This window comes from Daejeonella sp. JGW-45 (assembly GCF_029360805.1).
Classification (GTDB): Bacteria; Bacteroidota; Bacteroidia; order Sphingobacteriales; family Sphingobacteriaceae; genus Daejeonella.
This window is the reverse complement of the sequence record NZ_JARKNC010000008.1, coordinates 179,162-197,423: the sequence shown is the minus strand read 5'-3', so window position 1 is coordinate 197,423 and position 18,262 is coordinate 179,162. Positions and strand designations below refer to the sequence as shown.

Here is an 18,262-nt window from a genome sequence, read left to right as displayed (position 1 = left end):
AAGTTTTAGGTTGTAAGTTCTTGTGTTAACGTATAATGCAGCGTTTAGAAACGTACAACGTACAACTTATAACGTACAACTTACAACTAACTAATTCCTCATATTGATATATTGCAGCGGTTGTCCGAAATCTTCTTTACGGCAGAGTGCTATAACAGCCTGAAGGTCATCGATCTTTTTTCCTTGCACACGAACCTGATCTTCCATAATTGAGGCCTGCACTTTCAGTCCGCTGTCTTTGATACTCTTAACAATTTTCTTGGCGGTCTCTTTATCGATCCCTTCCCGGATCTTAATCTCTTTGCGCAGCATATTTCCTGAAGCATATTCTTCCTTGCCAAGATCCATGCTACCCGGATCGAGATTATGCTTAACCATTCTGGAGATGATCGCATCCTGAATGGCTTTCAAACGCATATCATTTTCTGTAATGATAGTTACTTCGTTCGTCTTTTTATCCAGTTCGACACTGCTCTTTGAATCGTTGAAATCATACCTGTTCAAGATCTCTTTTTTTGCAGTATTTATAGCGTTATCGAGGGTCTGTCCGTCAATTTTACTCACGATATCAAATGTTGGCATAATTATTATTCTTATTGGTTAATAGAACTTTTGTTAATATATTTAACTTAAGTCTTTAAAGAAACCTTAGTCATGAAAGCAAATAAAGCAAAAACATCCAAGAAAGCCGTAAAAAAAGTTTCTAAGCGTGCAGTTAAAAAGGAACTTGAGACTTCTATAGCTGACAAATTTCTGGAAGCGTTAAAGGGCTTGGGACACGATGCGGGAAAGTTGTCTAAAGAAATAAAAAAGACAAGTAAGGTTTTGGCGAAAAAGCTTTCAGATAGATATCGTGACGTGAAGACAGCCGTCGAAGAAAAGCTTGAAAGTAAAAAGCCTAAAGCAAAGAAAGAGAAGAAACCTATTACTTCGGCAAAGCGCAATGTAAGCTCGGCGGTTGTTAAAGCTGAGAAAATTGTAGCAAAGGCAACGAGCGCTGCTGCCAGAGCTAAAGTCCCAATTAATAAAACTGCTTCAAAGCCTGGCGCTGCGCCCAGGGCTGCTGTAAACAAAACGACTTCTGCAAGGCCAGCGGTAAAAAGTGCGGCTGCAGGAACCTCGGCTACAAAGCCGGCTGTTAGAAATGCAGGGTCATCTCCGTCGGTAACAACTAAAAAAGCTGCACCAGCTAAAAAGCCGGCAGTTAAAACTTCCTCGGCACCAAGGAAGCCTGCAGCGCCTAAAGCCAAGCCTGCAGAAGCCCCGCCTACCCCCGCTACTGCGCCAACTGAATCTCAAACTAATCTGTAAACTAATTGTTTAATTAGAAACAGACTTAATGTGATTTTAATATTAACTTAATATAGAATAGAGATTTTTACAGTCCCGGGCCCTTGTTCCGGGACTGTTTATTTATATCAAATGCCCAAGAATATTCCGCTTATCAATCGTGAGATTAGCTGGCTGTCATTTAACGACCGCGTATTGCAGGAGGCGGCTGATAAAACAGTACCGCTGGTTGAGCGTATTCGCTTTCTTGCCATATTTTCATCTAACCTTGATGAATTTTATCGTGTCAGGGTGGCGACCTTGAACCGTCTTTCTAATCTCAACACCAAGTCAAAAGAGATCCTGGGATATAACCCCCGGAAAACCCTGAATCAGATTAAGACCCTTGTGGTAAGGCAGGAACGCAAGTTTAACCATCTCTATGAGGACGATATTATTAAGGAACTGGAAAGCCGGAAGATATTCATTATTACCGAAAAGCAGATGAACGTTTCCCGGGGCCAATTTGTCCGGGACTATTTCAGGAACAGAGTGCTGTCGACCCTTGTGCCCGTGATGATAGATAAAGATGCTCCTTTTCCCGAGCTTAAGGACAGGGCGATCTATTTTTTCGTCAGGCTGACTAAAAACAGAAACAAAGAAAAACACCGGTTCGCACTGATTGAAATTCCAACCGACGGCTCCAACCGCTTCATTGTTCTTCCGGAAACGAACAACCTGAAATTTGTTACCCTCATTGATGATATAGTAAGGTATTGCCTGGATGATATCTTCTTTATATTCGATTATGACAAGATAGAAGCATACTCCATACAGCTCACACGCGATGCCGAGTTAGATCTTGACCGGCATGTTAGTGAGAAATTTATTGATGCGCTATCTAAAAGTCTTCAAAAGCGTGGGAAAGGAAAACCCATGCGTCTTCTTTACGATACTGACATGCCTTTGGACATGTTAACCCATCTTGTGGCAGAGCTTGATCTTTCCGCAGATGGCCTGATACCCGGGAACCGCTATCATAACTTTAAGGACTTCATTAGCTTTCCCAATGTAGGCGGCCCGGAGCTGGAATATCCAAAAGTTCCAGCCTTGCCCGTTAAGGAGCTTTCGAGCGTGACGAGCATTTTTGCGCAGATTGCCAACCGTGATTACCTGATTAATCTGCCTTATCAGTCATTTGACTATATTATTCATTTCTTAAGGGAGGCAGCAATAGATCCCAAGGTCAGGGAAATCAATATAACCTTGTATAGGCTTGCTGAGAATTCGAGGGTCATTCACGCTTTGATCAATGCAGCAAAGAATGGAAAAAAAGTCAACTGCCTGGTCGAGCTAAAGGCGCGTTTTGACGAGCAAGCTAATATATTCTGGACAAAAAGATTGGAGGATGAAGGTATTGAAGTAAACTACGGTCTTTTGGATTATAAGGTACATTCCAAAGTTTGCCTTGTCAGCAGGCTGGAAAAGGGCAAGAAGGTTTACTATGCAAACCTCGCTACCGGAAACTTCAATGAAAAGACAGCATCGCTTTATTGCGACCACAGTGTTTTTACCGCTAATCCGGCAATTACGAAAGAGCTGGTTAAACTATTCGACGGGCTCGAGAAAAAGGTTTTCTATCGGGGTTTTGTAGAACTTGTAGTGTCGCCCCTGGAAAGCCGTCAAAAGCTTTATGACCTGATTGACGCTGAAAATAAGTGCGCGAAAGACGGCAAAGCGGCGTACATTATTCTCAAAATGAATAGTTTAACTGATGAAGATATTATCGGTAAGCTTTATGATGCCAGTAATGCAGGGGTGAAGATCAACCTTATTGTCAGAGGCATGTGCTGTCTCGTTCCCGGTGTGGCTGGTTTCAGCGAGAATATAGAAGTAATAAGTATAGTTGACCGTTTCCTGGAACATGCCCGGGTGTGGATATTTGGTAACGGTGGAGATGAAAAGGTTTTTATATCTTCAGCCGATCTTATGCCACGCAATCTCGACCACCGGGTGGAAGTTGGCTTCCCAATCCTTGATCCGGGAGTAAAGGCTGAGATCAGGGATATCATTGATATTCAGCTCAGAGACAATACAAAGGCAAGGGAAATAACTCAACAGAATAATAACCGGTATAAAAGGAGCAGGTCTAAGACAAGGTATAGGGCACAGCTTGATATATATAACTACCTTAAATATAAGAAATAGAACATTGAGATACGCTGCAATAGATATAGGATCCAATGCTGTGAGATTGCTTATAGCAGACATTATACAAAATGATAAAGAGGTTTCATTCAAGAAAAACACCCTGATCCGGGTTCCTTTGCGTCTTGGCGATGATGCTTTTTTGGAAAAACGCCTATCTAAGAAAAAGACTGAGGAACTAGTCAAGACCATGATTGCGTTTCGCCACTTGATGGATGTATACAAAGTGAGTGATTACATGGCTTGTGCTACTTCGGCGATGCGGGAGGCGGCGAACGGTCAGGCCCTTGTTCGCCAAATAAAAGCGGAAGCTTCAATTGATCTCGAAATTGTTGAGGGCCAGCGTGAAGCGAATATCATTTATGCGAGCCATATCGAGCAAACACTGGAAAAGAAAAAAAACTATCTCTATATTGATGTAGGTGGGGGGAGTACAGAACTGTCGGTTTTCAGCGATGGTGAGCTCATTGCTTCCAGATCCTTCAATCTGGGCGGTATACGTATCCTCGATAACCAGGACAAGGAGGAAACCTGGCTGGAAATGAAACAATGGGTAAAAGATAAGGTGCAGAAATATAAGAATCTTTCGGGTATTGGTACGGGGGGCAACATAAACAAGCTTTTCCGGATGGCTGATGGAAAGGATAGCGCGCCGATAACCTTCGCTAAACTCCGGTCATTGTATACATATCTCAATTCCTTTTCTCTTAAAGACCGGATTAATGTCTTAGGCCTTAATTCAGACCGCGCAGATGTTATCATTCCCGCCGCAGAAATTTACCTGACAGTTATGAAATGGGGCGGTGTAAGACAAATTTACGTGCCCAGGGTAGGGCTCGTAGATGGCGTGATACAGCTATTGATAGACAAGAATTTTAAATCCTGACCGGTCAGGACTCAGCGATCTTTTTCGCACCTATCCATAGGAAATAAGTGATAACCGGGGCCATAAACACGTCCATGGTGTAGTGTACGTGCTGGATTAGCACGGCGAAGCCTATTACTATAGTAGCTATAAAGGCCAGAATCTTGTCAGATCGTTTTTTCAGGCAAAGGAACATCAGGAACATCGCCGCAGTGTGGCCGGAAAAGAAGAGGTCTTTTGTGATAAATTTAGGACCGTAGAAATAATTTGCTATCGGGTCATGGATGGCAATCAGGCTGTCAGGCGGGTTCAAAGGAACCAGGCCAATAGATACGAAACGCGACAGGTTTATCAGGATGAAGCCCCATAAGAACGTTAAAAATATCTGCGGGTCTTGTTTGAACCGGTGAAAGGTGAGAAGTGCCATCGACCATATCGTAATAAAGATAAATAGAGAAAGATCGTACGCTGGCAACCATTGGAGCAGGTAGTCGTTAAACTTTATCCCATTTCGCTGCTCTATAGCCTGGTAAAAAAAAGGAAGGGAAGTAAGAATAATTGAAACGACTATTAGTCCGGAAATTAATCTTTTCCTGTAATCGGTTGATTGCCAGTTGTTTCTCCATAAACTTACAACGGTACTTCGCTCTTCTATCGGCATCTCAGTTGTTAAAAATCCCGCAAAAATAACATTAAAACGTTTAGACTTTAAATTAATTTGAAAGTTACGTTAACGAATTGTTAACGGCATAGGTTTAGCTACCTCACCCATCCGGCCGGGTTAACCGGGCTTTTACCCTTCCAGATCTGGAACTGCATTTCGCTGATGCCTTCAGAAGGATCATTGGCTACGACACCGATTGCCTGGCGGGTAATCACTTTTTGGCCTGCAGAAACATTGACGCTTTTGAGTTTCGAGTAGATCGAAAAGTATTCGCCATGCCTGATCATGACAGCATAATTGTTTAACACCATAAAAACCTGGCTCACTTGCCCCTCGAAGACAGCGTAGACCGGTGTACCGGGAGCAGTTTTTATATTAATTCCCGGATTGAATAGCGTCACGTTGGATTTGTATTTATACTGTCCGAAGCCCTGAGTTATTATGCCTTGGGCTGGTTTTTGCAAGCGGCCCCTGTTGCCTGCGAAACCGGACGATAACTTGGCATCTTCGGGGCTCGAAGCAAGGATTGACGAGCCGCTTGCCACAGGCTTTGCAACTGCGGGTTTTGACGCTGTGGTACCCGGAGAACTTTTAGCTTTTGCTTTTGCGGCTGCCGCAATTTTTGCAAGCCTCGCCTGCTCGGCCAGGCGAGCCCGTTCTGCAGCCCTTTTTTGCTCGGCGAGTATTTCTTTACGGATGGCTGCCTGAATAGCGTTGTTAAGGCTGGTGGCCTCCTTTTGCTTTCTGGTGAGTTGTTGTTGCAGGCTTTTTTGTTGCTTGGTCAGACTGTTCACAATCTTCGATTGCTGTGCTTTGTCTTTCCCCAGGGTCTCTTTCTCGCTCAGCTGATCGAAAAGAAGGTCGCTTTTTTCCTTTTTATTCTCATCCAGAATGGTGATCTGCTTTTTGAGTGATACCTGAGTGTTTTCAATGTATTTTGCCTGCGACTTTCTGACCCTTCCAACCTGCTGTATATACTTTAGCCTCATATATGCCTGGTTAAAATCTTCAGAAGCAAAAATGAACATCATTTTATGGTAAGCACCCTGATTTCGGAATGCAAACAGAATCATTTTTGCATATTCTTTCTTCAATCTGCTTAAGTCCGACTGAAGTGTTTTCACCTCTGATGTGTTGGCTGATATCTTATTGTCCAGCATTTTGATTTCAGAGTTTATAGTTTGGATCTTCTCTTCCCTGAGCTTTATCTGGGCATTTAGCAAATTTATCTGTGTAAGCGACAGCTTCTTGTTCTTATCAATTTTGCTGCGGGTTTTCTTTAATGATTCGATCTCCCGGTTAATAGCGTTCTTCCGTTTTTTTAATTCCGAACTGCTTTGACCGTAAGACACTTGAACGCTGAGAACTAATAAGAGAACTAATAAAAACCTGGGTAGTAGCATAAAGAACATTGAGCGGCGCAAAACTATCAACAATAGCCGAATAGAGAGGTATCTTTTTTATATTTTTGCAGCACACCCCCGTTTCTATGTCTGAGCCCAAGCACCCCATCTACAATCTTCAGTTCGGGCTGTTGTGCATGAGCTCCTTTCTGTTCTCAGCGAGCTTTAATATGCTTATACCGGAGCTTCCCTCTTACCTCACAAGCCTGGGCGGAGCGGAATATAAGGGTTATATTATTGCCTTATTCACACTGACGGCAGGTATTTCCCGTCCGTTCAGCGGAAAGCTAACAGATAAGATAGGACGAGTCCCCGTTATGGCGGTAGGTTCCCTTGTCTGCGTGATATGCGGGTTATTATACCCGCTGTTAACAACTATTGCTGGCTTTTTGTTGCTGAGGTTATTTCATGGATTCTCTACAGGTTTCAAACCAACAGCCACTGCCGCATATGTAGCCGACATTGTTCCTGCTGGACGATGGGGGGAAGCAATGGGCATACATGGGCTTTGCTTCAGTACAGGTCTGGCCATTGGACCTGCGATCGGGAGCGAGCTTTCAACCCGGTTTTCTATCAATGCCCTCTTCTACTGCTCCTCTCTTTTCGCTCTTTTATCCATAGTTATCTTGATGAACATGAAAGAAACACTGGTAAAGAAGGAACGGTTTAAACTTGCCCTACTGAAAATAAACAGGAAAGAAATTATTGAGAAAAGGGTTCTTTCGGGCTCCTTTATAACTTTTTTGTCCTATTTGAGCTATGGCGTTATTCTTACCGTAATCTCCGATTGGGGAACTCATCTCGGTGTTGCCAACAAGGGGCTGTTCTTTATGGTATTCACAGTTTCTTCTTTGATCATACGGTTTGTATCCGGCAAAATGTCCGACCGGATGGGAAGGGTCACGATCATAAAAATTTCTTTGATCTTATTGGTTGTCTCCCTAATGATGATAGGCCGGGCTAACTCACCGTTTTACCTGATGTGTGCTTCGTCACTATATGGTGTCGCCACTGGCATGCTTTCACCTGCACTAACAGCTTTCATAATAGACATGAGCCATCCCGACCACCGTGGTAAAGCAGTCGCGACGATGTACATCGCCCTCGAGGCAGGTATCGGTATTGGTGCATTCTTTGCGGGTAGCCTCTATATTAGCGACGTCACTATGATCCCAACGGTTCTTTATTTAATCTCAGTGTTAACCCTTGTGGCATTCCTTTATCTTCAGTTCATCTTTAAAAGTAAACCGCTTGTCCGATCCGTTAGCAAACCCTCAGATCCTTAATGACCTGGTCAGTATCTACATGCCCTATGGAAAATATAAAGGCAGGCTCATCTGTGATATTCCCGAATATTACCTGGCCTGGTATGAAAGCAATGGTTTTCCGGAAGGCAAAATAGGCGTACTTCTCTCAACTATGTATGAGATCAGGTTAAATGGCCTGGAATACTTGTTAAAGCCTTTAAGAAATAACAGGTAAACATTTCTGCTAAAATTATTAGCTTTGTGTACTTTGCGTTATATTTGATATTTCTTCGAAGACATAAACTATGTACGCCATTGTCGATATTGAAACTACGGGTGGTCATGCCAGTGCTAATGGCATTACCGAGGTAGCTATTCTGATCCACGATGGCCGGGAGGTCATTAAGCGGTATACTACTCTTATAAATCCTCAAATACCTATCCCGGTTTATATCCAGGCTTTAACGGGTATAAGTGATGAAATGGTTCGTACTGCTCCTTTATTTAAGGATGTAGCAGAAGAGATCTTTGCTTTGCTGCATGACAAAGTGTTTGTCGCACATAATGTGAATTTCGATTTTTCATTTTTGCGATATCACCTGGCCGCTTCGGGCTACCAGCTTCAGACAAAAAAGTTATGCACAGTCAGGCTTAGCAGGAAAATAATGCCCGGGTTTAGCTCCTACAGTCTCGGAAAGCTCTGCAGCCAGGTAAACATAGAATTAATCGATCGGCACAGGGCCATGGGGGATGCGTCTGCAACAGCCTGTTTATTTTCAATGCTGCTTGATAAGGATGCTGAAGGGCATATAGGTAAAGCGTTAAGCCAGCGTTCAAAAGAGCAATCCCTGCCGCCTCATCTGCCTAAGGAGGATATTGATAAGCTGCCTTCAGCGCCGGGAGTTTATTACTTTCACAATAGCAAGTCGAAGGTCGTATATGTAGGCAAAGCTATTGATATCCGGAAGCGTGTGAACAGTCACTTCGCAAACAATAAACCCGGGCGACAGAAGCAGGATTTTCTTCGGGACATACATCATATATCTTTTGCGGAGTGCGGCACCGAGCTTATTTCATTTATCATGGAGGCTGTAGAAATAAAAAGATTATGGCCGGCCCATAATCGGGCGTTGAAGCGTTTTGAACATGCTTACGGACTCTACTTATTTGAAGACCAAAACGGTTATCTGAGGCTCGCTGTCGACAGAAGGAACAAGTTTTCTAAGCCGGTCTATACATTCAACATGATCTCTGAGGGCTACAGCTTAATTAAACATTTAGTTTCAGAATTCAATTTGTGTCCTAAATTGTGTTTCATTCAAAGGAACAGCGAGCAATGCTCAGGGGTTCACGATCAATCATGTTATGGCGCATGCGAACAGAAGGAGCTAAAGGAAGCGTACAATCAAAGGGTAATTGATTCAACTAGCCACCTCCAGAATACACTGCCCAGTTTCGCGATTGTTGATAAGGGAAGAAACCCGGATGAAAAAAGTTATGTTCTCATTGAAAAAGGCATTTTTTACGGTATGGGCTTTGTTTCCCACGATCAGGTAGTCGATAACATCTCGCAATTGAAAGACCTTTTAACTATACACCCATCAAATGATTATATTAGAAATATGGTCATTAATCATTCACTCAGGTACCCCCAAAAACTTGTAACGTTTGATTCAACACTTCAGGAAGCCGAATTTTAGTTGTTCTTGAAATTTTTTTTCTCTTGTTTCTATTTAATTAGGTTTGTGGAACAATACTTGTATCAGGGTTAAGTAACTTAATTCTTAAACTTTTTATAAAACTTTCTGTTTAAAGAAAAACACCTAAAAACAAGCACGATGAAAAAGAAAATTTACCTCCTGGCTACAGCATTAATGTTAATGTTATCAGCCCCTTCAGTAATGGCGAAAGACACTAAGTCTAAACCTGATATGACGGAGACTCAAAAAGCCCGTTTTGCTGAAATTACAAGAAGAGTTGACGAGATCAAAAGCATGGACAGATCTGAACTAAGCAGGGAAGAACGTAAGGCACTTCGCAATGAGCTGCAGGAAATGAAAAAAGAAGCTAAAGCACTGAGCGGGGGAGTTTATCTATCCGTAGGAGCAATTATCATTATTATTTTATTATTAATATTGCTTTTATAAGGTTGTAACCTAAAAAAAGCCGCCTGGAAAGGCGGCTTTTTTATGTAGGTTTATTTGTATTTACACAAATATGAGGTCTGACGTTCGGCCTGGACTTTAAAAGAGCTGCCAGCGTCGATTTCAAACGACTCGCCCGCCTTAACTAATTCCCATGCGGATTCACCGGGTAGTAAAACTTGAAGGGCGCCTTCAATAACCGTCATAGTTTCATGCTGGGATGTGCCAAATTCATATTCCCCCTGCTCAATTATTCCTATTGTTGATTTTCCTTCTACCGAGTTATATCCCAGAGATTTCACATTGCCGTCAAAATATTCGTTTACTGTTATCATAATGAATCGTTAGGCTGTAAAAATAGAAATATTCTTCGTAAAGGGTGGTTGTACGATGTAAAAGAGAACTTTCCAGCCGGTCTAATGGTTATATAAGCATTCTAATTACATAACTTAGCAAAGAATACAAGAATGAAGATACTTTACGCTATTCAGGGCACGGGAAATGGCCATCTAAGCCGAGCTATGGACGTGATACCATGTTTAATGCAGCATGGAGAGGTTGATATACTGGTTAGCGGTATTCAAAGTGATTTGACTATACCTTATCCGATCAAATATAAATTCCGGGGACTTAGCTTTATCTTCGGGAAAAGTGGGGGCGTAGACCTGTGGAAGACCCTGGTGAGGTCTAATATCCGTAAGCTTGTCAGCGAAATCAAAGCATTGCCCATCGAAAAGTATGACCTCGTTATCAATGATTTTGAACCTGTTTCTGCCTGGGCCTGCTATACAAGGAATATTCCCTGCATAGGCCTCAGTCACCAGGCGGCCGTACTTGCAGAGGAAGCGCCTGAGCCTGACGTCACTGACATGATGGGGAAGCTTATTTTAAGAAATTATGCCCCCAATACTAAACAATATGGTTTTCACTTTAAACCTTATGGCAAGGATATTTATACCCCGGTTATTCGTAAACAAATACGGGAGCATAAAGTGACCGAAGGTGGGCACTATACCGTTTATTTGCCAGCTTACGATGATAAAAGATTGATTTTGAAATTAAGTCAGTTCAAAAATGTTGTCTGGGATGTATTTTCAAAGCATAATAAGAAGGCATATAGAGCTAAAAACGTCACCATCCAGCCAATCCATAATGATAAGTTTATCAAAAGCATGGCAGGTAGCGCTGGCGTGTTGTGCGGTGCGGGTTTCGAAACTCCCGCAGAGGCACTTTTTATGAAAAAGAAGCTGTTAGTTATTCCGATGAAAAATCAATACGAACAGCAGCTTAATGCCGCAGCACTTAAAGAAATGGGTGTGCCTGTAATTAGAAGCCTGAAAGACAGATATGATATGGTAATAGCCAGCTGGATTGAAAATGAACGACGGGTTGAGGTTGATTATCCTAACATAACCCAAGAAATAATTGACCGCGTCGTTCAGGATAATATGAATCATCCTGAGGCTATCGGATTAAGGAACATAAGCTAATTTCTCCTACTCACACAGCATCATATAGGCACCTGCGGGGTCTTGAATAAGCTGGTAATGCCCTTCGCCCATTTTTCGTCTATTTCCAAGCGTTTTTCCTCCGAGTTCCCTGCATTTAGCAATGCTTTCTTCCAGGTTGGATACCTTTACATACATGAGCCACTGGGGAGGGATATCTTTATTGACGCCCTTCGCATGACATACGCCGGCAACTACTTCGCCTTCTTTAGAGCTTTTTATAACAAAATCGTCGTAGCCGCTCATGTTCAAGCCTTCCTTTTCCCATCCAAGAACTCCATGATAAAAATCACTTACAAGTTCAGCATTGTCAACAGTGAGGTCGTGCCAGAGAATCTGCCCAGGTTTGCTTTCATCCATGATCGATTTGAATTGGTTAATTCAATATAGGATTTTTAGGCCAAATCCGAAAGTGTCAAATAGCTGCCAATTCTAACCAAACAGTTCACTCGATAAATACCTGTCTCCGCGGTCGCAAACAATGAAAACGATCACACCCTTATCCAGTTCCTTGGCTAATCGTATTGCGGCAGAAGCGGCGCCTCCGCTGCTCATTCCTGCGAAGATAGCTTCGCTCCTGGCCAGTTGCCTGGTCACCGACACCGCTTCGCTCTCAGATATATCCATAATCCGGTCTACGCGCGATGGATCAAATATTTTAGGGAGGTAAGCCTGAGGCCAGCGGCGAATGCCTGGTATTGAAGAGTCTTCGGTAGGCTGGCATCCCACAATAGTGATTGCAGGGTTTTGCTCCTTGAAATACATGGAGCATCCCATAATCGTTCCGGTTGTACCCATAGAACTCACAAAATGGGTAATAGCCCCATGGGTGTCGTTCCATATCTCAGGCGCCGTAGTCTTATAATGCGCCAGGTAGTTATCTGCATTAGCAAATTGGTTAAGCATAAAACTCTTTCCTGATGCAGCCTTTTCATCAGCATAATCGCGGCATAGCTCAATGTTATCGAGTAACGTTACTTTGGCGCCATAAGCTTCCATCGTAAGGGTGCGCTCTTTTGTCGAGCTGGAGGGCATGACCAGTTCAATTTCCAGATCATATAGCCTGGCCATCATGGCAAGCGCTATGCCGGTATTGCCGCTGGTAGCTTCAATAAGGGGTATATTCTTCTTTATTTCTCCGCGCTCTATAGCACTGCGGATCATATTCAATGCAGCCCGGTCTTTTACACTGCCGCCTGGGTTATTCCCTTCAAGTTTTGCAAAGATCTTTACGTTCGGGTTAGGATTCAATCGTTTAATCTCAACCTGCGGTGTATTACCAACAATATCTATAAGGTCGGCCATTTTATAAATTAATTTTCCTGCCGGTTGAAATTACCACATCGGCAGTGTTGTATACAGAGGATCCCGGGGGAACACTTTTGGTGAGCCATACATTGCCCCCTATTATGCTGTGATGCCCTATTACGGTCTCTCCACCTAAGATCGTGGCTCCGGAATAGATAACCACATGGTCCTCTACAGTAGGGTGACGTTTTGTGTTCGCCATGCTCTTATCTACGCTAAGGGCACCCATGGTAACCCCCTGGTAAAGTTTCACATGTTTACCGATCTTGCAGGTCTCGCCGATAACTATGCCGGTTCCATGATCGATGTGAAAGTATTCGTCGATATCTGCGCCGGGGTGGATGTCAATACCTGTCTTGGAATGGGCATATTCTGTCAGAATGCGGGGTATCAGCGGCACATCGAGAACCGACAGGGCATGGGCAAGGCGATAAAAAGATATCGCATAGAACCCCGGATAAGCGCGTATGACTTCAAACTCGCTTTTTGCCGCCGGGTCCCCATTAAATATCGCTTGTATGTCAGTTTTCAATACCCTGTATAATTCGGGTATCTGTGCAAATAGATCTTGTGATAACTGTTCGTGATTGCAGTGATCGCAGGCTTTTGTAGCCACCATTATCCTCGATAGTTCTTTTTCCAGCTGTCCGAACTCAGCCTTAATGTCGTCGATCGAAGCAAAGGGCCGCTTGGATTGTTCAGGAAAGATCAGCCGGATCAGTTCGGTAGCCCAACGTGCAATCTCCTTATTGGAGGGGACTTCTTCCGCATCCTTTTGTTTTTGAAATATTTGCCTGAAAAAATCCTCGTTCATTGTTTAAAGCGTAGGCGCAGGGCCATTAATTAGACTGCAAGTTTAACTAAAAGAATGTTTGCTGCGTGTAAAAAGTCGTTGATGATTAGATTTTTTATCACTTAGCGGGTTAATTCATGCAACTGAAACACTTGTACGGGATCGCCGATCCCGTGGCTGGCCAGGATTTCCAATATTTTTTTGAAGGTTACAGCGTTGTTGGCAATGTTTGAATAATAAACTATAGACGTTTTTTGCCCTGGAATATTAACCGAAAATGTGCTGAATCCGCAGGTACTGCCCGAATGAAATAAGGACGGCTCTGCCTTATCAAAGTAAAACAATCCCGGACCGTAATAGCTTCCCGTAACTTCTTTAATGGAGTAATTTAACCGCTTCAGTACCGGGGGAAGGTCAACGAGGGTGTTTCTCCATTGGGCATGCGTCCATTTCCGGTAATCGTTTAGAGAAGTATATACACCGCCGTCACCCTTGACAGCACTGGTTGAGCTCTGATCGTTTGCAAAAAGTTCCTTATTCCGGTTCCTTGCAAAACCCATCGCACGGTTCTTTATATCAGACGATGCCTCATAAACCGAAGAATTCTTCATTTTAAGAGGCTTGAAGATCCTTTCTTTCATAAATTGAGGGAAGGATTGTCCTGAAACCCGTTCGGTTATTAAAGCCAGCAGAGCATATGCCGAATTGCTGTACCTGAACTGGCTTCCGGGAGCGAAATAGGTGGTGTCTTGCTTCGAAAGCAGGGCCAGCACATCAGCGTCAAGCAACTGGCTTGTTTCGGAAGCATCCATAAGGCTTTCATAGTCGATCACACCTGATGAGTGGGTAAGCAGGTGCCTTAACAGTACCTTATTTGCAACGACCGCGGGGATCTCAGGAAAGAAACGCGAGATCGGATCGTCGAACGAAACCTTTCCATCTTTCTCCAACAGTAATATACACATCGCTGTGAACTGCTTGGATACCGATGCCATACGGAAATTAGTAGATGCATCTAATTCTTTTCCATTGATAGCAGTAAGACCGAACGCATTTTTGTAAATAACTTTGCCATTATTCTCAACATATAATGCTACTCCCGGCTCACCCGGTTGGATGCTGTTTGCAATTATTGAATCGAGTTTTTTCTCTAGCTGGGCCTGCGCTGTGTTAGTGATCATGATGCAGCAAATGAATAGAGCGGATAATTTCATGACTGGAATTTGGTTTATGCACCGGGGCTGAAGTGAGCCAGTAACTTTTGAAGGTCTTCGGGTGTATCTATTGCCTGACTTTCTGAATCCGTGACGGCAACTTTGATTTTATATCCGTTCTCAATCCAGCGTAGTTGTTCAAGAGCTTCTGCCATTTCAAGAACTGAAGTTTGCAGCGTTGTTATAGCTGAAAGTGTTGCTGTTCTGTATCCATAGATGCCTATATGTTTAAAGAACGTGTGAGTTTGAATCCAGTCTGCCTGTTGGATGCCCCTAAGAAAAGGGATACTTGCACGGCTGAAGTACACGGCTTCCATCTCCTGATTAAGTACCACCTTTGGAGTATTCTGATTAAAAAGTTCTTCTTCCGTATGGATCTTTTTAACGAGTGTGGCGAGTTCTACGGCATCATCGTTAAAGCAAGCACACAACAAGTCGATTTGTGAGGGATTGATCAGCGGTTCATCGCCCTGAATGTTAATACATACGTCGAAGCCCGGAAGTTTCGTTGCAACTTCATTGCATCTGTCTGTTCCGCTGGGATGACGTTCGGAGGTCATAATTACGTCTCCCCCAAAACCTGCTACGTGATCAAATATCCTGTTGTCATCCGTTGCAACAACAATTTTATCGAGTTGTGAGGACTTTTGACATTGCTCGTAAACCCTGCGAATCATGCTTTTACCCGCTATGTCGGCAAGGGGTTTACCAGGGAAGCGACTGGAAGCGTAGCGGGCTGGTATGATTCCGATTATTTTCATCCTTCCTCCCGGCATTGTCTTTAAAATAAGCCGTGGATTTCGCGTTCGATGCTATTGATTACAAAACCCAGATCCTCAGGTTTGTTCGCAAAATCAAGCTTATCCTTATCAAGAATAAGAAGTTTACCCTGCGTATAAGAGTCTATCCACTTTTTGTATTTCTCATTCAGTTTGGAGAGATAGTCCAAACGGATACCTGCTTCATATTCCCTTCCGCGTCGCTGAATATTATTAACCAGTGTAGGAACCGATGCTTTCAGAAAGATTAAAAGATCGGGTGGTTTGATAAACGCCGTGATGTTCTCGAAGATCGAGGTATAATTATCGTAATCACGGGACGTCATCAGTCCCATATCGTGTAGGTTCTCAGCAAAGATGTAGGCGTCTTCGTAGATTGTACGGTCCTGAATAATGTTCTTATTAGTTTTCTGAAGCTCAAGTATCTGCTGAAAACGGCTGTTAAGGAAATAGATCTGCAGGTTGAAACTCCACCTTTTCATGTCGCTGTAAAAGTCTTCTAAATAGGGATTATTATCAACAGCTTCAAACTGGGCTTCATAGCCGAGATGCTTGGCAAGCAGTTCTGTAAGAGTAGTTTTGCCGGCTCCAATGTTTCCAACGATAGCTATATGCATGAGAAATAAGGTAAGTGCAAAGCGGCAGGCGCAAAGCGAGTTTGAAAATACAAATTGTTTTTTTATTCCGGCAAAAAGCTAGAAAGTTTTAAAGCCGATGATCTCCCGGACTTCCCGGATGGTTGTTGCAGCACTTTCACGGGCTTTAACTGCGCCGAAGCGTGCTACCTCCCTCAAATAAGTATCATCCGCGGCAATGGCATTTATCTTCTCACGGATAGGTGCCGTAGCAATGATCATATCTTCTGCCAGCTGCTTTTTGAAGTCACCGTAACGGATCTGGCAGCTATTGTAGAGCCGGTCGAAATGAGAATATGTATCTTCAGCCGAAACTATCTTAAGCAAGTCAAACAAGTTTTGAATGGCTTCGGGCTTAGGCTGATTTTCTTCTGTCGGGCCGCTGTCGGTTACAGCGCGCATCACTTTCTTCCGGATAATTTCAGGCTCATCAGAAAGGTAGACAGCATTTCCCTCGCCCTCCGATTTTCCCATCTTACCCTTTCCGTCAAGGCCAGGTACCTTTACCAGTTTATCGCTAAAACTGAAGGCGTATGGCTCGGGGAAGTATTCATTATTGTAGAGCCTGTTAAAACGGTTGCCGAACGTACGCGCCATTTCCAGGTGCTGCTCCTGGTCTTTGCCAACAGGGACCTTGGTCGCTTTATGGATCAGTATATCTGCAGCCATCAGCACCGGATACGTTAAAAGGCCGGCGTTCACATTATCGGGATGTGCACGCACTTTATCTTTGAACGACGCACTTCTTTCCAGTTCACCCATATAAGCGTTCATGTTTAAGTACAAGTATAGTTCTGTTATTTCAGGAACATCAGATTGCACATAGATTGTAGCACGTTCAGGGTCAATACCTGCGGCCAGGTACTCTACCAGAACCTGTTTCACGTTGCCGTGCAGATCCTGTGGGGTAGGATGGGTGGTTAACGAGTGGTAATCTGCTATAAAAAAATAGCAATTGTACTCGTGCTGCATCTGTACGAAGTTCTTAACAGCCCCGTAAAAGTTCCCTAAATGCAGTTTTCCGGTACTGCGAATCCCACTAACAACAGTTTCCATAATGGGGCGAAAGTAAGGATTTTTTCTCTAACAGGTGAACCCGTGCTCCTCAAAAGCCGCGTAAATTCTTGCGGATTTTTCTATTTTTGATCAGAATGAAAGGAATTCTCAAAAAGCTGCACCTGTATTATTTCCTGGTAGTTCTGGCGTTGGCTTTTATCCTGTTGTATCCGCTGATCTATTTCTTCTCGCGTCGTCCGGTCAACTTCAAAGGCATGAACAGCCTCCGCTGGGCATTCAGTTTCATCAGCACAAGCCTGTCGGGTATTTTTTACAAATTTACCTACGAACAAAAGGTCGACTGGAGCAAAACTTATATCATCTGTGCCAACCACACTTCTAACCTCGATATTACGGCCATCATCCTGCTGGCCGGGAACAACATCGTTTTCATGGGAAAAGAGGAATTGCTTAAAAATTTCATCACCGGGATCTATTTTCGAACTATAGATATCCCGGTGAAACGTGAAAGCAAGATGTCAGCCTTCCGGGCATTTAAAAAAGCCGAAGAAAGCATAAAAGAAGGTAAAAGCGTGGTTATATTTCCAGAAGGAATGATCAGTGAGTTTTACCCGCCTGTGCTTCAGCCGTTTAAGAACGGCCCGTTTAAGCTTGCTATAGATCAGGGAGTGGCAATTCTGCCTGTTACGATAGTAGATAACTGGGAATTAATGTGGGATGACGGCAACAAGTATGGAAGTAAGCCCGGGATTTGCGATATTTACATCCACGCTCCAATCGAAACAACCGGGATGCAATCCCAGGATGCCGAAAGCCTCAGGGAGATGGTTTATGACCTGATCCATGGGCGACTGAAAAGGCATCATTCATCGATGGGGTAGAGACTGCGTATAAATAGAATTTGATTAGATATGAAAGTAGACCTCGAAACCATAGAAAAAGTAGCTCACCTGGCAAGGCTGGAGGTTAAAGAAGAAGATAAGCAAGGCCTTCTGGATGATATGAATAATATCCTCAGTTTTATGGATAAGCTCAACGAGGTAAACACCGATGACGTCGAGCCGCTGGTATACATGAATGATGAGGTAAATATAGTTAGAGAGGATGAAGTTACGCAGGTGATCAGCAGGTACGAAGCTCTGCAGAATGCGCCTAAACAGGATGGGAAATTTTTCCGGGTAGCTAAAGTGATCAATAAACAGTAATTT

At 43.4% G+C, this 18,262-nt stretch carries 21 protein-coding genes; 10 read left to right on the top strand and 11 right to left on the bottom strand.

The annotated features are described in order from the left end of the window. Positions 1-90: 90 nt before the first annotated feature. Complete coding sequence (locus P2W76_RS10330; protein ID WP_276347745.1) at positions 91-582, bottom strand: YajQ family cyclic di-GMP-binding protein; 492 nt, start codon at positions 580-582, stop codon at positions 91-93. 72 nt (positions 583-654) lie between these two features. On the opposite strand from P2W76_RS10330, the gene P2W76_RS10325 reads away from it, so the two are divergent. The 3 genes from P2W76_RS10325 (at position 655) to P2W76_RS10315 (ending at position 4,363) form a co-directional block, all read left to right on the top strand. Then, on the top strand, positions 655-1,311 hold the full coding sequence (locus tag P2W76_RS10325) for a hypothetical protein (protein ID WP_276347744.1): 657 nt from the start codon (positions 655-657) through the stop codon (positions 1,309-1,311). Between the two features lie 111 nt (positions 1,312-1,422). After that, on the top strand, positions 1,423-3,477 hold the full coding sequence (gene ppk1, locus P2W76_RS10320; protein ID WP_276347743.1) for a polyphosphate kinase 1: 2,055 nt from the start codon (positions 1,423-1,425) through the stop codon (positions 3,475-3,477). Positions 3,478-3,481: 4 nt separating this feature from the next. Further along, entirely contained in the window at positions 3,482-4,363 is an 882-nt protein-coding gene (locus tag P2W76_RS10315) for an ethanolamine ammonia-lyase reactivating factor EutA (protein WP_276347742.1), read from the top strand. 4 nt (positions 4,364-4,367) lie between these two features. On the opposite strand, the gene P2W76_RS10310 is transcribed toward P2W76_RS10315, so the two are convergent. Further along, positions 4,368-5,003 carry a phosphatase PAP2-related protein gene (locus P2W76_RS10310; protein WP_276347741.1) on the bottom strand — a complete coding sequence of 212 codons (636 nt, stop codon included), beginning with the start codon at positions 5,001-5,003 and terminating at the stop codon, positions 4,368-4,370. Between the two features lie 98 nt (positions 5,004-5,101). Further along, positions 5,102-6,358 carry a peptidoglycan DD-metalloendopeptidase family protein gene (locus tag P2W76_RS10305; protein WP_276347740.1) on the bottom strand — a complete coding sequence of 419 codons (1,257 nt, stop codon included), beginning with the start codon at positions 6,356-6,358 and terminating at the stop codon, positions 5,102-5,104. 137 nt (positions 6,359-6,495) lie between these two features. Between P2W76_RS10305 and P2W76_RS10300 the strand changes: the two genes are divergently transcribed. The 4 genes from P2W76_RS10300 (at position 6,496) to P2W76_RS10285 (ending at position 9,803) form a co-directional block, all read left to right on the top strand. Beyond that, positions 6,496-7,695, top strand: a complete 1,200-nt coding sequence (locus P2W76_RS10300) for an MFS transporter (protein WP_276347739.1) — start codon at positions 6,496-6,498, stop codon at positions 7,693-7,695. Positions 7,696-7,714: 19 nt separating this feature from the next. Further along, entirely contained in the window at positions 7,715-7,891 is a 177-nt protein-coding gene (locus P2W76_RS10295; protein WP_276348370.1) for a DUF3820 family protein, read from the top strand. A 70-nt stretch (positions 7,892-7,961) separates the two neighbouring features. Continuing rightward, positions 7,962-9,356 (top strand): exonuclease domain-containing protein, encoded by a 1,395-nt coding sequence (locus P2W76_RS10290; protein ID WP_276347738.1) that lies wholly within the window; start codon positions 7,962-7,964, stop codon positions 9,354-9,356. Between the two features lie 138 nt (positions 9,357-9,494). Next, the gene (locus P2W76_RS10285) at positions 9,495-9,803 is read left to right on the top strand and encodes a hypothetical protein (protein ID WP_276347737.1); all 309 of its coding nucleotides are present in this window, start codon (positions 9,495-9,497) and stop codon (positions 9,801-9,803) included. Between the two features lie 50 nt (positions 9,804-9,853). On the opposite strand, the gene P2W76_RS10280 is transcribed toward P2W76_RS10285, so the two are convergent. Beyond that, the gene (locus P2W76_RS10280) at positions 9,854-10,135 is read right to left on the bottom strand and encodes a pyrimidine/purine nucleoside phosphorylase (protein WP_276347736.1); all 282 of its coding nucleotides are present in this window, start codon (positions 10,133-10,135) and stop codon (positions 9,854-9,856) included. 132 nt (positions 10,136-10,267) lie between these two features. Here P2W76_RS10280 and P2W76_RS10275 point away from each other — a divergent pair, with 132 nt between their 5' ends. Next, complete coding sequence (locus P2W76_RS10275) at positions 10,268-11,290, top strand: glycosyltransferase family protein (protein WP_276347735.1); 1,023 nt, start codon at positions 10,268-10,270, stop codon at positions 11,288-11,290. Positions 11,291-11,296: 6 nt separating this feature from the next. On the opposite strand, the gene P2W76_RS10270 is transcribed toward P2W76_RS10275, so the two are convergent. From P2W76_RS10270 to trpS, 7 genes are all read right to left on the bottom strand, one after another. Beyond that, positions 11,297-11,668: a VOC family protein gene (locus P2W76_RS10270; protein ID WP_276347734.1), complete on the bottom strand. Its 372-nt coding sequence runs from the start codon at positions 11,666-11,668 to the stop codon at positions 11,297-11,299. A 72-nt stretch (positions 11,669-11,740) separates the two neighbouring features. Beyond that, positions 11,741-12,613 (bottom strand): cysteine synthase CysM, encoded by an 873-nt coding sequence (gene cysM, locus P2W76_RS10265; protein WP_276347733.1) that lies wholly within the window; start codon positions 12,611-12,613, stop codon positions 11,741-11,743. Position 12,614: 1 nt separating this feature from the next. After that, positions 12,615-13,430 carry a serine O-acetyltransferase EpsC gene (gene epsC / locus P2W76_RS10260; RefSeq protein WP_276347732.1) on the bottom strand — a complete coding sequence of 272 codons (816 nt, stop codon included), beginning with the start codon at positions 13,428-13,430 and terminating at the stop codon, positions 12,615-12,617. Between the two features lie 101 nt (positions 13,431-13,531). Further along, a complete protein-coding gene (locus tag P2W76_RS10255; protein ID WP_276347731.1) occupies positions 13,532-14,623 on the bottom strand; it encodes a serine hydrolase domain-containing protein in 1,092 nt (363 codons plus the stop codon). Positions 14,624-14,637: 14 nt separating this feature from the next. Further along, positions 14,638-15,384 (bottom strand): 3-deoxy-manno-octulosonate cytidylyltransferase, encoded by a 747-nt coding sequence (gene kdsB, locus P2W76_RS10250; protein WP_276347730.1) that lies wholly within the window; start codon positions 15,382-15,384, stop codon positions 14,638-14,640. 20 nt (positions 15,385-15,404) lie between these two features. After that, positions 15,405-16,019: a deoxynucleoside kinase gene (locus P2W76_RS10245; protein WP_276347729.1), complete on the bottom strand. Its 615-nt coding sequence runs from the start codon at positions 16,017-16,019 to the stop codon at positions 15,405-15,407. Between the two features lie 78 nt (positions 16,020-16,097). Further along, positions 16,098-17,093, bottom strand: a complete 996-nt coding sequence (gene trpS, locus P2W76_RS10240) for a tryptophan--tRNA ligase (RefSeq protein WP_276347728.1) — start codon at positions 17,091-17,093, stop codon at positions 16,098-16,100. Positions 17,094-17,188: 95 nt separating this feature from the next. On the opposite strand from trpS, the gene P2W76_RS10235 reads away from it, so the two are divergent. Together P2W76_RS10235 and gatC are read left to right on the top strand one after the other, a co-directional pair. Next, positions 17,189-17,935 (top strand): lysophospholipid acyltransferase family protein, encoded by a 747-nt coding sequence (locus P2W76_RS10235; protein ID WP_276347727.1) that lies wholly within the window; start codon positions 17,189-17,191, stop codon positions 17,933-17,935. A gap of 30 nt (positions 17,936-17,965) precedes the next feature. Beyond that, positions 17,966-18,259, top strand: a complete 294-nt coding sequence (gene gatC / locus P2W76_RS10230) for an Asp-tRNA(Asn)/Glu-tRNA(Gln) amidotransferase subunit GatC (protein ID WP_276347726.1) — start codon at positions 17,966-17,968, stop codon at positions 18,257-18,259. Positions 18,260-18,262: the final 3 nt, after the last annotated feature.

Bases quoted from the DNA above. Each gene is read 5' to 3' on its own strand.
- P2W76_RS10310 (WP_276347741.1), bottom strand. From the start codon at position 5,003: ATGCCGATAGAAGAGCGAAGTACCGTTGTAAGTTTATGGAGAAACAAC.
- P2W76_RS10285 (WP_276347737.1), top strand. From the start codon at position 9,495: ATGAAAAAGAAAATTTACCTCCTGGCTACAGCATTAATGTTAATGTTA.
- ppk1 (WP_276347743.1), top strand. From the start codon at position 1,423: ATGCCCAAGAATATTCCGCTTATCAATCGTGAGATTAGCTGGCTGTCA.
- P2W76_RS10280 (WP_276347736.1), bottom strand. From the start codon at position 10,135: ATGATAACAGTAAACGAATATTTTGACGGCAATGTGAAATCTCTGGGA.
- P2W76_RS10295 (WP_276348370.1), top strand. From the start codon at position 7,715: ATGCCCTATGGAAAATATAAAGGCAGGCTCATCTGTGATATTCCCGAA.
- P2W76_RS10300 (WP_276347739.1), top strand. From the start codon at position 6,496: ATGTCTGAGCCCAAGCACCCCATCTACAATCTTCAGTTCGGGCTGTTG.
- P2W76_RS10270 (WP_276347734.1), bottom strand. From the start codon at position 11,668: ATGGATGAAAGCAAACCTGGGCAGATTCTCTGGCACGACCTCACTGTT.
- cysM (WP_276347733.1), bottom strand. From the start codon at position 12,613: ATGGCCGACCTTATAGATATTGTTGGTAATACACCGCAGGTTGAGATT.
- P2W76_RS10325 (WP_276347744.1), top strand. From the start codon at position 655: ATGAAAGCAAATAAAGCAAAAACATCCAAGAAAGCCGTAAAAAAAGTT.
- trpS (WP_276347728.1), bottom strand. From the start codon at position 17,093: ATGGAAACTGTTGTTAGTGGGATTCGCAGTACCGGAAAACTGCATTTA.
- P2W76_RS10290 (WP_276347738.1), top strand. From the start codon at position 7,962: ATGTACGCCATTGTCGATATTGAAACTACGGGTGGTCATGCCAGTGCT.
- P2W76_RS10255 (WP_276347731.1), bottom strand. From the start codon at position 14,623: ATGAAATTATCCGCTCTATTCATTTGCTGCATCATGATCACTAACACA.
- kdsB (WP_276347730.1), bottom strand. From the start codon at position 15,384: ATGAAAATAATCGGAATCATACCAGCCCGCTACGCTTCCAGTCGCTTC.
- gatC (WP_276347726.1), top strand. From the start codon at position 17,966: ATGAAAGTAGACCTCGAAACCATAGAAAAAGTAGCTCACCTGGCAAGG.
- P2W76_RS10245 (WP_276347729.1), bottom strand. From the start codon at position 16,019: ATGCATATAGCTATCGTTGGAAACATTGGAGCCGGCAAAACTACTCTT.
- P2W76_RS10275 (WP_276347735.1), top strand. From the start codon at position 10,268: ATGAAGATACTTTACGCTATTCAGGGCACGGGAAATGGCCATCTAAGC.
- P2W76_RS10235 (WP_276347727.1), top strand. From the start codon at position 17,189: ATGAAAGGAATTCTCAAAAAGCTGCACCTGTATTATTTCCTGGTAGTT.
- P2W76_RS10330 (WP_276347745.1), bottom strand. From the start codon at position 582: ATGCCAACATTTGATATCGTGAGTAAAATTGACGGACAGACCCTCGAT.
- epsC (WP_276347732.1), bottom strand. From the start codon at position 13,430: ATGAACGAGGATTTTTTCAGGCAAATATTTCAAAAACAAAAGGATGCG.